The organism is Massilia varians (assembly GCF_027923905.1).
GTDB classification, from domain to species: Bacteria; Pseudomonadota; Gammaproteobacteria; order Burkholderiales; family Burkholderiaceae_D; genus Telluria; species Telluria varians_B.
This window is the reverse complement of the sequence record NZ_AP026966.1, coordinates 4,650,174-4,664,000: the sequence shown is the minus strand read 5'-3', so window position 1 is coordinate 4,664,000 and position 13,827 is coordinate 4,650,174. Positions and strand designations below refer to the sequence as shown.

Sequence of the window (13,827 nt, the reverse complement as noted above, 5' to 3'; positions counted from 1 at the left end):
TGCTTTGTCATGTGAGGAGGGAGCGCTGTTCGAGCCGTTTCGCGATTTCGGAAATCAGCTGGCGTGCCAGGCTCAGTTTGTCGGCACGCGGCAGCACGGTAGGGCCGCTCTCGTCGAACAGGATGATGGTGTTCTCATCCTGCCCGAAGGTCTGGGGCCCGATATTGCCCACCAACAGGGGAATGCCTTTTTTCTCGCGCTTGGCCGCGCCGAATTCCATCAGGTTCTCCGACTCGGCGGCGAAGCCCACGCAGTAGGGCCAGCCGGACAGTGAGGTGGTGGCGGCCACCGAGGCCAGGATGTCGGCGTTCTGCACGAACTCGAGCTGGGGCGCGCCGCCGCCTTCCTGCTTCTTGATCTTCTGGCTGCTGGCATTGGCCACCCGCCAGTCGGCCACCGCCGCCACGCCGATGAAGACGTGCTGGCCGCCTACGCCCGCCATCACGGCGTCGTGCATCTGCTGGGCGGTGAGCACGTCGATGCGGCGCACGCCGTGCGGCGTGCTCAAGGAGGTCGGCCCGCTCACCAGGGTGACCTCGGCGCCGGCTTCGCGCGCCGCGCGCGCCACCGCATAGCCCATCTTGCCCGAGGAGAGGTTGGTGATGCCGCGCACCGGATCGATCGGCTCGAAGGTGGGGCCGGCGGTGATCAGGACGCGGCGGCCGGCCAGCACCTTGTGCTGGAAGGAGGCGATCAGTTCCTCGACCAGTTCTTCCGGTTCGAGCATGCGGCCCAGGCCGGTCTCGCCGCAGGCCTGGGAGCCGGCCGCGGGGCCGAACAGGCACACACCGTCCTCGAGCAGCTGCCTGACGTTGCGCTGGGTCGCGGGGTTGTCCCACATCTCGACGTTCATCGCCGGCGCCACCAGGAGCGGCACGCGGCGCGGGCGCGCCACGCACAGGGTCGAGAGCAGGTCGTCGCAGGCGCCGTGCGCCAGCTTGCGGATGAAGTCGGCCGAGCAGGGCGCGACCAGGACCGCGTCGGCGTCGCGCGTGAGGTCGATGTGGGCCATGTTGTTGGCCATGCGCGGGTCCCACTGGTCGGTATACACCGGCTGGCCGGACAGGGCCTGCATGGTTACCGTGCCGATGAAGTGGGTGGCCGCCTCGCTCATGACCACCTGCACGCTGGCGCCTTCCTTGACGAGGGAACGGCACAGCTCCGCCGCCTTGTAGCAGGCCACGCCCCCGGTCAGGCCGAGGACGATCTTCTTGCCCTTGAGATCCATGCTCATGATGACTCCGGATTCAGCTCAGTTGATGCGTTGGTGCTTAGGACTTGTTCACGCGCCGCAGTTCGTCCAGGACGAACAGGAAGGCGCCGACCGAGATGCCGATGTCGGCGATGTTAAAGGCCGGGAAGTGGCCGATGCCCTTCCAGTAGAAGTCGAGGAAGTCGATCACGTGGCCGTGGACCACGCGGTCGATGCCGTTGCCGATGGCGCCCGCCATGATCAGGGCCAGCGCGAAGCAGAACAGGCGCTGGCTGGCGTTCTTCTTCATCATGTACAGGCAGAAGCCCACCGCGCCAATCGCGATGCCGAGGAACAGCCAGCGCTGCCAGCCGCTGGCGTCGCCCAGGAAGCTGAACGCCGCGCCCGGGTTGTAGACCTTGATCAGGTTGAAGAAGCTGGTGATCGGCAGCGTCTCTGCGTACGCGAAGGTGCGCTCGACGGTGAGCTTGGTCACCTGGTCGAGCAACACGAGGATCATTGCCAGGCCGAGCCATGGGAACAGGCTGGCGGAAGACTGGTAGACGGGCTTGGCGCCCGGGGAAGCTTTTTTGGTTTTGGTGGCCATGTTGTCAGGTCGGTGCCCGCGGCGCCGGCATCCATGCCGGCAGCGCGGTAAAAGCCCGTGGGGGCTCAGGCGTAGCGGCGGGGTTCGCCGCTGCCGAACAGGTTACTGGTGCAGCGGCCGCACAGGCCGGCGTGCGCTGGATCGTGACCGACGTCGCGGCGGTAGTGCCAGCAGCGCTCGCACTTCTGCGCTTCCGACGGGGTCACGGTCACCGCTTCGTTGGCGGCGTCCGCGACCTGCTCCACGCCGGCCTGCGAGGTGATGAACACGAACTTCAGGTCATCCTCGAGGCTGGCCAGCAGGGCGTACTTCTCGCCCGCGGCCTTGATCGCCAGCTCCGCCTGCAGCGAGGAGCCGATGGCGCCCGAGGCGCGCACTTCTTCCAGCTGCTTGGTGACATCGGCACGCACTTCGCGCAGCGCGGCGTACTTGGCCAGCAGGGCTTCGCCGTCCGCGACTTCCGGGAAGGTCCACAGCGTTTGCGTGAAGATGGTCTCGTCGCTATCGGCATAGGCTTGCTGGCCCGCGAACACGGCCCAGGCTTCCTCGGCGGTGAAGGACAGGATCGGCGCCATCACGCGCAGCAGCGCGTGGGCGATGTGCCACAGCGCGGTCTGGGCCGAGCGGCGCGCCTGCGAGTCCACGCCGCTGGTGTACAGGCGGTCCTTGAGGATGTCGAGGTAGAAGCCGCCCAGGTCTTCCGAGCAGTAGTTCTGCAGGCGCGCCACCACCGGGTGGAACTCGTAGCGCTCGAAGTGGCCGGCCACGTCGTTCTGCAGCTGGGCCATCGCGGCGATCGCATAGCGGTCGATCTCGAGCAGCTCGGCGACCGGCACGGCATCCTTGCCCGGATCGAAGTCCGAGGTGTTGGCCAGCAGGAAGCGCAGCGTGTTGCGGATGCGGCGGTAGGACTCGGTCACGCGCTTGAGGATCTCTTCGCCGATCGACAGCTCGCCGGTGTAGTCGGTCGAGGCCACCCACAGGCGCAGGATGTCGGCGCCGAGGGTATCGGAGATCTTCTGCGGCGCCAGGGTGTTGCCGAGCGACTTGGACATCTTCTTGCCGTTCTCGTCGACGGTGAAGCCGTGGGTCAGCAGCGCTTTATACGGCGGGCGGCCGTTGAGCATCGAGGAGGTCAGCAGCGAGGAGTGGAACCAGCCGCGGTGCTGGTCCGAGCCTTCCAGGTAGAGGTCGGCCGGGAAGGCGGACTGTTCCTTGTGCGAGCCGCGCAGCACGGTCTGGTGGGTCGAGCCCGAGTCGAACCACACGTCCAGCGTGTCCTTGTTCTTCTCGTAGTTGGCGGCGTCCGCGCCCAGCAGTTCGCTCGGGTCCAGCTGCTGCCAGGCTTCGATGCCTTTCGCTTCGATCAGCTTGGCGACCTGCTCCAGCAGTTCCGGGGTGCGCGGATGCAGTTCGCCGGTTTCCTTGTGCAGGAAGAAGGCCATCGGCACGCCCCACTGGCGCTGGCGCGACAGGGTCCAGTCCGGACGGTTGGCGATCATGCCCTGCAAACGCGCCTGGCCCCAGTCGGGGAAGAACTGCGTTTCGGCGATGCCGGCCAGCGCGGTTTCGCGCAGGGTCGGGCCGCCGTCCTTCGGGGTGAGATCCATGCCGGCAAACCACTGGGAAGTCGCGCGATAGACGATCGGGGTCTTGTGGCGCCAGCAGTGCATGTAGCTGTGGTCGAACATCTTGAGTTCGAACAGGGCGCCGGCGGCGCGCAGGGCTTCGCAGATCGGCTTGCTGGCTTCCCAGATGGTCAGGCCGCCGAACAGCGGCAGGGTCGAGGCGAAACGGCCGTCGCCCATCACCGGCTTCAGGATCTCGTCGTCCTTCATGCCGTGCGCCTTGCAGGACTGGAAGTCTTCCAGGCCATAGGCCGGCGCCGAGTGGACCACGCCGGTGCCGCTGTCGACCGTGACGTAGTCGGCCAGGTAGACCGGGGAAGTGCGGTCGTAGAACGGGTCCTGCGCGTGCAGCGGATGCTTGAAGCGGATGCCTTCCAACTTGGCGCCCGCGGCGGTGGCGATCACGCTGCCTTCCAGCTTGTAGCGCTGCAAGGTAGCCTCGACCAGGTCCTGCGCCAGGATCAGCAGCAGCGGCGCACCATCGCGCTCGGCCTGCACCAGCGCGTACGTCACTTCCGGATTGGCGTTCAGGGCCTGGTTGGACGGGATGGTCCACGGGGTGGTGGTCCAGATCACGATGAAGCCGTTGGTGGTCGGCAGCTGCGGCAGGCCGAAGGCCGCGGCGACTTTCTCGGGTTCCGCGAACGGGAAGCCGACGTCGATCGCCGGGTCGCGCTTGTCCTGGTATTCCACTTCGGCCTCGGCCAGCGCCGAACCGCAGTCGAAGCACCAGTTCACGGGCTTGAGGCCGCGATAGACGTAGCCCTTTTCCAGCAGCTTGCCGAGCGCGCGCAGCTCGTCGGCCTCATTGCCGAAGGCCATGGTCATATACGGGTTTTCCCATTCGCCCAGCACGCCCAGGCGGATGAAGCCGGCACGCTGGCGGTCGATCTGTTCGAGCGCATAGGCGCGCGCCTTCTGCAGCACCTCGGCGGTCGGCAGGTTCTTGCCGAACTGCTTTTCGATCTGGATCTCGATCGGCATGCCGTGGCAGTCCCAGCCCGGCACATAGGGCGCGTCGAAGCCGGCCATGGTGCGCGATTTCACCACCATGTCCTTCAGGATCTTGTTGACGGCGTGGCCGAGGTGGATGTCGCCGTTCGCATACGGCGGACCGTCGTGCAGGATGAACTTCGGACGGCCGGCAGCCGCCTTGCGGATGCGCTGGTAGATCTTCTTGTCCTGCCATTGCTTGACCCAGCCCGGCTCGCGCTTGGCGAGGTCGCCGCGCATCGGGAAGGGGGTGTCGGTCATGTTGACCGGGTACTTGCTCTCTGGCTTGGCGCCTTTCTGGGGCTTGTTCTGGACGGGTTTGGTATCGGACATAGGGTTTTCTCTAGGGGATTCGGTTCAGTCTCGCGGCTGGGCCGCGCGTGCGCCGGTTTCGGTCGGCAGGCCTTGAAGGTGTCAAATGCGAGGCATCAAATTCGGTCGGTCGCGGTAAGCGCGCCGTTACGGTGCGCGAAGAAGGCGCGTGCCTGGACGGCGTCGCGTTCGATCGCCGCGGTCAGCGTGGGCAGGTCGACGTATTTCTCCTCGTCGCGCAGCTTGGCGAGGAACTCGACCCGCAGCAGCTTGCCGTAGGCGCTCTGCTCGTAGTCGAACACGTGCACTTCCAGCAGCATGCGCCCCTGGTCCTCGACGGTAGGGCGCACGCCGAGGCTGGCGACCGCCGGCAAGGGCTGCTCCGCCAGGCCGTGCACCTGCACCACGAAGATGCCGGCCAGGGCAGGGCGGTGCGCGACGCGCAGGTTCAGGGTCGGGAAGCCCAGGGTGCGGCCGAGCTTCTGACCGTGGATCACATGGCCCGACATGATGTACGGATGGCCGAGCAGCTGCTGGGTGGCGTCGAAATCGCCGGCGGCCAGCGCTTCGCGCACGGCCGAGGACGAGATGCGGCGCTCGCCCAGCATCACGGCATCCAGGGTCTCGACCTGGAAGCCGTACTCGCGGCCGGCCTGCTGCAGCATGGCGATGTCGCCGGCGCGCCTGGCGCCGAAGCGGAAGTCGTCGCCCACCATCAGCCATTTGACGTGCAGGCCGTCGACCAGCACGCGCTCGATGAAGTCCTGCGGCGACTGGGCCGCGAAGTGTTCGTTGAAATGCTCGACGATGACGCGGTCGATGCCGGCCGCGGACAGGTCTTCCAGCTTGTCGCGCAGGTTGGCGATGCGGGCCGGGGCTTTCGACAGGTCGCTCATCTTGCGGGCGAAGTATTCGCGCGGGTGCGGTTCGAAGGTCATCACGGCGGCTTCGATCCCGAGCGCCATGGCGGCGCCGCGCACGTGCGCCAACAATGCCTGGTGGCCGCGGTGGACACCGTCAAAGTTGCCGATCGTGAGGGCGCAGGGTGCGCGCGCCCTGTCGTTGGGTAGTCCGCGAAATACCTTCATCAATGCTTCCAGTGGCGCAGCCGGCCGGTCCGGCGCGAAATACCTGATTATACGGTAACTCGCATGTTGCACAGCAACGAAGCCATGGGAGAGGGGGATGCGTTGGCGCAATAAAAAACGCCGCCTGGAAACAGGCGGCGTCTCGGGCCCGCTCGACGAGGAGCGGGCGCGTCTTATCCGGCGATCGGACGGTTGATCGCCATGATCCAGTAACGGGCCAGGTCGGCGCTGCCGTCCTTGCCGCCGACGGTCTTGAGCGTGTTGATGGCCTGCTGCTTCTTGCCGGCCGCGGCGTAGGCTTCGCCCAGGCGCAGCTTGGCTTCGTCGGCGTAACGCAGGTTGCCGGCCTTGATGGCGGATTCCATCATCTTCAGGCCCTTGTCGGCCTGGCCAGCCTGCACCAGCGCGTAGCCGAGGCCCACCAGCGCGTCGTTGTCCTTGGCGGCGGTGTATTCGGCTTCCAGGGCGGCGACGCCCTTGTTCTGCTCGGCCATGTTCTTCTCGGCCAGGTCTTTCAGGCGCTTATGGCGCTCGGCGTCCGCACCGGTGCCCAGGGCGCCGGCCTTGTAGCCCTTGTCGATGACCTTCAGCGCTTCGGCCGGGGCTTTCGCCTGCAGCACCAGCTGGGCCATTTCCATGAACTCGCTCGGCTTCTTCATCAGGTTGTTGGCCAGCTTCAGGCGGTAGACGTCCACTGACAGGCGGCCCGAGAAGCCAGGCTTGCCTTGCACGCGGTTCAGCAGGTCGTTCCAGTACTGGGCCTTCGGATAGCTGGCGGCCAGCTTCTCGATGGTCTGCACGTAGCCGGCCTTGTCATTCTTCTTCAGCTGGATGTTCGCCAGCATGCCGAGTTCGTCTTCGCTGAGGCGGCCGCTTTGTTCGGCCTTGCGCAGTTCCTGCTCGAGCGCGGCGACGTTGCCCTGCTTGTAGTAGTTCTGCAGCAGGTAGGCGCGCAGCTTCGGATCGTTACCCTTCTGCAGCAGCTTCAGGATGGTGGCGTTCGCCTTGTTCAGGTCGCCGGCGCGCATGTAGATGCCGACCAGGCCTTCCGAGAACTGCGAGCGCTCGGGCGCGCTCAGCTTGCCCGAATCAAGCAGTTTTTCGAACGAGCTGGCAGCGGTGCCCCAATCGCCGGCCGACGAGGCTGCCGAGGCGCGGACGCGCTCGATCAGGAAGCGTTCGTCATCGGTCTTGGCTGCCTTGTCCGCGTCGCGCAGGGCAGCCAGTGCGCCCTTGGCGTTGCCCTGTTTCAGCAGCGACTGTGCCTGTTGCAGCGGCTTGCCGACTTCCGGACGCAGGGTGACCGCAGCGTGCGCAGGAGCCAGGCCAATGACAGGGAGGGATGCAGTGAAGCCCAGGGCGGCCAGTGCGAGGCCAAGGTGTGCGAGACGGAATTTAATCATCTGAAAACATCCTTCTTCAAAATGGACACGGCAGGGAAACCCTGCCGTGTTGGTCAAACATGGATCGATTACTGGAACTGCTCGTTACCGACCATGCCGATCTTGGTGACGCCGAGACGCTGAGCAGTTGCCATGACACCGGCCACCACCTTGTACTCGACCAGCTTGTTCGGACGCAGGTGCACTTCCGGCTGGTTCGGCATCGCAGCGACGCCGTTCATCTTGGCTTCCAGTTCCGCGCGATTCGGGACAACCTGGCCATCCCACAGGATGGTACCGTCGAAGTCCACGTCGATCGTCACGACCACCGGTTTTTCATTCGTCTGCGGTGGCGGGGTGCCGACCGGCATGTTCAGATTGACCGAGTGGTTTTGTTTCGGAATCGTGATAATCATCATAATGATCAGAACGAGCAGGACGTCGATCAGCGGCGTCATGTTCATTTCCATCATCGGTTCCGGATCGGCTCCTTTAGCGGAGCCTGAACCTATGTTCATGCCCATGGTGTTTCCTTTTCAAATGTTGGGGTCTCGGACACGATATCAAGGTTTTCCGTAGAAAACCCCGATATCGCGGACAGGGTGATTAGCCCTTGTCAGGCGGTTCGATAACGAAACCGACCTTCTGAATCCCAGCACGCTGTGCCGTGTAGATCACCCGGCCGATCGCTTCGTAGCGGGATTCCTGGTCGCCACGAACTTTCACTGCCGGCTGCGGCACTTTCACCGACTGCTCCGCGAGGAACTTGAACAGCTCGTCCGTGTTCGCGATGCGGGTCTGGTTGTAGTACATCTCGCCATCTTTGTTGATGGTGATGTTGACGTCTTCCGGCTTGGTCTTGGTGACCTGGTTCGTCTCTGCAGGCAGGTTCACTTTCTGCAGATTCAGCACCACCGGGCTGGTGATCAGGAAGATGATCAGGAGAACCAACATGATGTCCACGAGGGGCGTCGTGTTGATCTCCGACATCACGGCATCTTCATCTCCGGAATCGGAGCCGACACTCATCGACATGATTAGCCAGCCTTCTTAGCACCAGCGGCAGCGTTCGAGGTCGACATGGCACCCGAGATCAGGACCGAGTGAACGTCAGCCGAGAACGAACGGATGTCTTCCATGACCGACTTGTTACGACGAACCAGCCAGTTGTAACCCAGAACCGCCGGGACTGCGACGAACAGACCGAATGCAGTCATGATCAGTGCTTCACCCACCGGGCCTGCCACTTTGTCGATCGATGCGTTACCCGACATACCGATGGCGGTCAGCGCGTTGTAGATGCCCCAGACGGTACCGAACAGACCGATGAACGGCGAGGTCGAACCGACGGTTGCCAGGAACGACAGGCCATCTTGCAGACGCGACTGGACGCGGTCCACGGCGCGCTGGATCTGCATGGTCACCCAGGTCGACAGGTCGATCTGCTCGAGCAGGGCGCCGTCGTGGTGCTGGGTTGCCTTGGTGCCGGTTTCAGCGATGAAGCGGAACGGCGAGCCTTCTTTCAGCTGAGCCGAGCCAGCGGCGATCGACGGTGCTTTCCAGAACTTGGCCGAAGCGTCTTTCGACTGGCGCATGATCTTCTGCTGGTCGATCAGCTTGGTGATGATGATGTACCACGAACCGATCGACATCAGGGCCAGGATGATGATGGTGCCCTTGTTGACGAAGTCGCCTTCTGCCCACATGGCTTCGATGCCGTACGGGTTGTGGACTTCTTCGGTAGCGCCTTCGGCAGCGGCCGGTGCAGCTGCGTCGGCCGGAGCCGCGTCGGCTGCTGCAGCGTCGGCAGCAGGTGCTGCTGCGTCGGCAGCCGGGGCAGCCGCGTCAGCCGCCGGAGCGGTGGCGCCTGCGGCAGGAGCGTCAGCAAAGGCCGGTGCGGAAACCAGGGCCGATGCCGCCGTTACCGAGAACAGGACAGCCGCCAGCATAGCGGACAAACGGGTATTCTTAAACATGCTTCCTCCAAAAATATAAAAATAGACAGTTCGCTGAACTATTGACAACGAAAATCATAGAGTTGAGACGATGTTCCGTCTCGGTTTTATTCCAGCGTCCAGACGTACTGCACCGCTGTCCACGCCTGTTGCGGCTGACCATCTACAGTGGCCGGCTTGAATCGGCATTTGCTCAGGGCCGATTGTGCGGCCCGATCCAGGTCGCGGAAGCCGGACGACTTCTGCAGTTTGGATTCCATCACTCGTCCATCGACCCCGATCAGGAACTGCAGGGTCGTGGTACCGGTTTCTTCGTTACGCTGCGACGAACGCGGATATTCCGGACGTGCGCAAGTGTTAAAGTCGGCCACTGCTTCGGTACGGCTCGGACCTGCAGGACGCGCCGGCGCAGGTGGAGCTGGCGGCGCCGGCGGAGCCGGAGGTGCCAGGGTCGTGGTCGGCGGCGGCGTATTGGTTGCCGTCGTGATCGCGTTCTGCGGTGGCGGCGGCTGCTGCACCTGGACTTCGACCGGCGGGATGAACGGCGGTGGCGGAGCCTTCATTTCCGGCGGCGGCGGCGGTGGCGGCGTTTCCGGCGGTGGCGGCGGCTTCACCTCTTCAATCAGTTTTGTTTCAACAGCCTCGGTTACCTTGGTGACGATCCGGGTGCCCAGGCCATTGATAAATGCCCAAGCCACCACCACGTGCAACAGGATAACAATGGCGAGACCGGTGTAATTCTTTCCCGGGTTCTTATCATGCGTAAAATTCATGCCATCTTTCTCCAATACCAACTCTTTTTTGTTGCCACTAAACCCACTAAACACGACAAAAAGCTAGGGCCGCATCCGGGACATCAAAGAATTATACCTACGAATTCTTTTTTGAGGAGACATTTTTACACCCCCGAAGGGATGCTAACTGCCTGTAAAAACAGGCAAAGAAGCTCATCTATACAAGTCCCGCGGCCTGTCGTTCGTGGCCCAGAAAGCAGGGGTGAATTGTAATTTTGTGTAGCAGCGTTCCTCCATCTGTGGATCGTGAGGCACCTGACATGGTTTTGCCAAATTTTTTATGCCAAAGTAGCTCCTTGGCAAATTTCGTATGACGCCATCCGGGTATTTACGAAAACTATAGCTAGTTTTGTCGAAGCGGCGCGTACTGTTGAGCAGCTCCAGAACCCGCTTCTTCCCCATGAAACGCATAGCTAAAAGTCATGGGCGAGACGCGTCTTGATATGCTTCAGTTGTGCGTTTGATAACCGCTGCGCGGATATCTGCTTCTCATGCATAGCAAAACTACATGGAATTCGCTGTTTTGAACAGTGTGTTTGCGCACTCAAGCGCAAAAAAATTACGTTGCAGTGGTCGTTTCGGTAGGGAGGGGGTGGTAAAACGGGCGCGTGGCCATGGAAGATGATGCTGGGTTGCACGGGTAGGCTTGATCTCTGTGCATTAACCGCTAATACCCTTGATCGGGAGCCTGGCTGCTGACTTCACGTGGCACTTCGAGCGCCACAATTGCATGGAACGCAAGTCTAGCGCAAATTGGTCCAGCCGAAATGCATCGCGCACGCATTATTACAGGAAAATTGGCTCGATGGCGCGGCCGAGCGCATAAAAATTTGCGCGGGGATGATTCAGCTGGCGCCGGCCGCTGCTCCCGCAGCCGGCCGGCTGGCAGGGCAGGGAAGCTGCCGTCAGCGGCCGCGCTTCTCGCGCCGGCACTCGAGAAAGCTGACCACGTGGCCGCTCGGGTCCACCGTCTCGAGCCTGACATCGAAGCCCCACAGGCGCGCGACATGCTTGAGCACTTCCTGGGCCTGCTGGTTCAGCGGCCGGCGGTTGAACTGCGTGTGGCGCAGGGTCAGGGCGCGGTCGTCGCGGGTATTCACCTGCCAGACCTGGATGTTGGGCTCGCGGCTGCCGATGTTGTACTGCTCGGCCAGCTTGTGGCGGACGTAGCGGTAGCCCTGCTCGTCGTGGATCGCGGAGATCGTCAGCTTGTCGCTGCGGTCGTCGTCGAGCACGGCGAAGAAGTGGAATTCGCGGATCAGCTTGGGCGAGAGGTACTGGGCGATGAAGCTCTCGTCCTTGAAGTTGCGCATTGCAAAGTCCATGGTCTTGATCCAGTCGCTGCCGGCGATGTCCGGGAACCAGGCGCGGTCTTCGTCGGTAGGATCTTCGCAAATGCGGCGAATGTCGGTCATCATCGCAAAGCCGAGCGCATACGGATTGATCCCGCTGTAGTAGGGGCTGGTCGCCGGCGGCTGATACACCACGTTGGTATGGCTTTGCAGGAACTCGAGCATGAAGCCGTCGCCCACGATGCCTTCCTTGTACAGGTCTTGCAGGATGGTGTAGTGCCAAAAGGTGGCCCAGCCCTCGTTCATCACCTGGGTCTGGCGTTGCGGATAAAAGTACTGCGAGATCTTGCGGGTGATGCGGACCAGCTCGCGCTGCCAGGGTTCCAGCAGTGGCGCGTATTTCTCGATGAAGTAGAGCAAGTTTTCTTCCGGCTCCGGCGGGAAGCGGGTCGGCGCGCTACTGGTCACCTGCTCCTCGCGCTGCGGCAGGGTGCGCCAGATGGCGTTCACCTGGGACTGGGCGTATTCCTCGCGTTCCTTCTGGCGCGCGGTCTCCTGGGCCACCGACAGCTTGGCAGGCCGCTTGTAGCGGTCGACGCCATAGTTCTGCAAGGCATGACAGGAGTCGAGCAGTTCCTCGACCGCGTCGATGCCATAACGCTGTTCGCATTCGGCAATGTAGTTCTTGGCGAAGACCATGTAGTCGACGATGGCGTCGGCATCGGTCCAGGTGCGGAACAGATAGTTGCCCTTGAAAAATGAATTATGCCCATAGGCAGCATGGGCGATCACCAGGGCCTGCATCGTCAGGCTGTTCTCCTCCATCAGGTAGGCGATGCAGGGATTCGAATTGATGACGATTTCGTAGGCCAGGCCCATCTGGCCGCGCTTGTAGCTTTTTTCGGTCGTCAGGAAGTGCTTGCCGAACGACCAATGGTTGTACGACACCGGCATGCCGACGGACGTGTAGGCGTCCATCATCTGCTCGGCGGTGATGATCTCGAGCTGGTTCGGGTAGGTGTCCAGGCCGTAGCGCTTGGCCACCCGCTTGATTTCCTCGTGCGCCTGCTCGATCAGGTCGAAGGTCCATTCCGACTGGTCGGGCAGGGCGCGCGGATTGTTGGGGTCTCTTGGCATGGCAGGCCTCTTACTTTGGCTGCTTCTTGAACAGCTCGCGGAAGACCGGGTAGATGTCGGCCGGAGTGACGATCTTCTGCATCGCGAAATTCTTGTGGTGGTCGGCCACCTCGCAATACTGCTCCCACAGGTTCTGCGGCGGGCCGTCGGTGATCTCGACGTAGGTGTAGTACTGCACCCGCGGCATGATGGCGTTGTTGAGGATCTGCTTGCACAGCACCGAATCGTTGTCCCAGTTGTCGCCGTCCGAGGCCTGGGCCACGTAGGCGTTCCAGTCCGCACTGCCGTAGCGCTCGGTGAGCACTTTCTGCAGCAGGTGCAGGGCCGAGGACACCACGGTGCCGCCCGACTCGCGTGAATGGAAGAACTCGTTCTCGTCGACCTCGGCTGCGGCCGTATGGTGACGGATGAAGACCACCTCGATCTTCTCGTAGACGCGCTTGAGGAAGAGGTAGAGCAGGATGAAGAAGCGCTTGGCGGTGTCCTTGCGGGTTTCGTCCATCGAGCCGGACACGTCCATGATGCAGAACATCACGGCCGAGGTGCTCGGCTTGGGCACCTTGATCCGGTTCGAATAGCGCAAGTCGAAGGGATCGATGAAGGGAATTGCGTTGAGGCGGATGTGCAGGTGGTGGATCTTGTCCTTCAGTTCGATCACCCCTTCATCGCTTGACGTCGCGCCTTCGTCGAACAGGGCCTGCAGCGCTTCCTCGGCTTCCTTCAGCTGGCGCTTGGCCGGGCCGCCGACGGCGATGCGGCGTCCGAGCGCACCGCGCAGCGAGCGCAGCACGTGGATGTTCGAGGGCGTGCCGGACACGTTGTAGCCGGCGCGCTGGTTCTTGTACTCGATGGTCTGGGTCAGCTGCGTCTTGATCATATTCGGCAGCTCAAGATCCTCGAAGAAATAGTTCATGAATTCTTCGCGCGACAGCTCGAAGATGAAGTCATCCTCGGTGGTCTGGTCGCTGTTGCCGGCGCGGCCGCGCCCGGCGCCACCCCCGCCGCTGCGCGGACGGTTGAACTGGTCGCCTTTCTGGTATTCGGTATTGCCGGGGTTGACGGTTTCCCAGACGCCTCCATGGGCATGGCCGAAATGGGGTTCGTTCACGTCCTTGACGGGGATCGTAACTTTCTCGCCGTTTTCGATATCGGTAATCGAACGGCCTTTGATGGCGCGGCCGACCGCATCCTTGATTTGCGCCTTGTAGCGGCGCAGGAAGCGTTCGCGGTTGACCGCGGACTTGTTCTTGCCCTGCAAGCGACGGTCGATGAGATAAGTCAAAACTAACCTCCGGTGGTGGCGGCTCGAAGAACCTGCTGCGCGTTGCAATTGCGGTGGGGGCGCCGAGCCCTGCGATGCTCACCGTACGGCTGTACGGTTGCGCTTCTCGACCGCAACTGCTGCCGCTCGCGACGGTTCTTCGAGCCGCCGATACGTTGCGGGCGA

At 62.7% G+C, this 13,827-nt stretch carries 11 protein-coding genes; all 11 read right to left on the bottom strand.

Features of this window, described 5'->3' with window-relative positions; genetic code table 11:
* Positions 1-7: 7 nt before the first annotated feature.
* Entirely contained in the window at positions 8-1,228 is a 1,221-nt protein-coding gene (gene coaBC / locus MasN3_RS21025) for a bifunctional phosphopantothenoylcysteine decarboxylase/phosphopantothenate--cysteine ligase CoaBC (RefSeq protein WP_281914562.1), read from the bottom strand.
* Between the two features lie 43 nt (positions 1,229-1,271).
* Complete coding sequence (gene lspA / locus MasN3_RS21020; RefSeq protein WP_281909962.1) at positions 1,272-1,799, bottom strand: signal peptidase II; 528 nt, start codon at positions 1,797-1,799, stop codon at positions 1,272-1,274.
* A 65-nt stretch (positions 1,800-1,864) separates the two neighbouring features.
* Positions 1,865-4,753 (bottom strand): isoleucine--tRNA ligase, encoded by a 2,889-nt coding sequence (gene ileS, locus MasN3_RS21015; protein ID WP_281909961.1) that lies wholly within the window; start codon positions 4,751-4,753, stop codon positions 1,865-1,867.
* Between the two features lie 95 nt (positions 4,754-4,848).
* Positions 4,849-5,820 carry a bifunctional riboflavin kinase/FAD synthetase gene (locus tag MasN3_RS21010; protein WP_281909959.1) on the bottom strand — a complete coding sequence of 324 codons (972 nt, stop codon included), beginning with the start codon at positions 5,818-5,820 and terminating at the stop codon, positions 4,849-4,851.
* A 173-nt stretch (positions 5,821-5,993) separates the two neighbouring features.
* A complete protein-coding gene (locus tag MasN3_RS21005; protein ID WP_281909958.1) occupies positions 5,994-7,223 on the bottom strand; it encodes a tetratricopeptide repeat protein in 1,230 nt (409 codons plus the stop codon).
* Between the two features lie 68 nt (positions 7,224-7,291).
* Entirely contained in the window at positions 7,292-7,726 is a 435-nt protein-coding gene (locus tag MasN3_RS21000; protein WP_281909956.1) for an ExbD/TolR family protein, read from the bottom strand.
* An 82-nt stretch (positions 7,727-7,808) separates the two neighbouring features.
* Complete coding sequence (locus MasN3_RS20995) at positions 7,809-8,237, bottom strand: ExbD/TolR family protein (protein ID WP_281909954.1); 429 nt, start codon at positions 8,235-8,237, stop codon at positions 7,809-7,811.
* A gap of 2 nt (positions 8,238-8,239) precedes the next feature.
* Positions 8,240-9,178: a MotA/TolQ/ExbB proton channel family protein gene (locus MasN3_RS20990; RefSeq protein WP_281909952.1), complete on the bottom strand. Its 939-nt coding sequence runs from the start codon at positions 9,176-9,178 to the stop codon at positions 8,240-8,242.
* A gap of 86 nt (positions 9,179-9,264) precedes the next feature.
* Positions 9,265-9,930, bottom strand: coding sequence for an energy transducer TonB (locus MasN3_RS20985; protein ID WP_281909950.1), 666 nt, complete (start codon positions 9,928-9,930; stop codon positions 9,265-9,267).
* Between the two features lie 926 nt (positions 9,931-10,856).
* On the bottom strand, positions 10,857-12,380 hold the full coding sequence (locus tag MasN3_RS20980) for a SpoVR family protein (protein ID WP_281909948.1): 1,524 nt from the start codon (positions 12,378-12,380) through the stop codon (positions 10,857-10,859).
* A 10-nt stretch (positions 12,381-12,390) separates the two neighbouring features.
* Positions 12,391-13,662 carry a YeaH/YhbH family protein gene (locus MasN3_RS20975; RefSeq protein WP_281909947.1) on the bottom strand — a complete coding sequence of 424 codons (1,272 nt, stop codon included), beginning with the start codon at positions 13,660-13,662 and terminating at the stop codon, positions 12,391-12,393.
* Between the last annotated feature and the right edge of the window lie 165 nt (positions 13,663-13,827).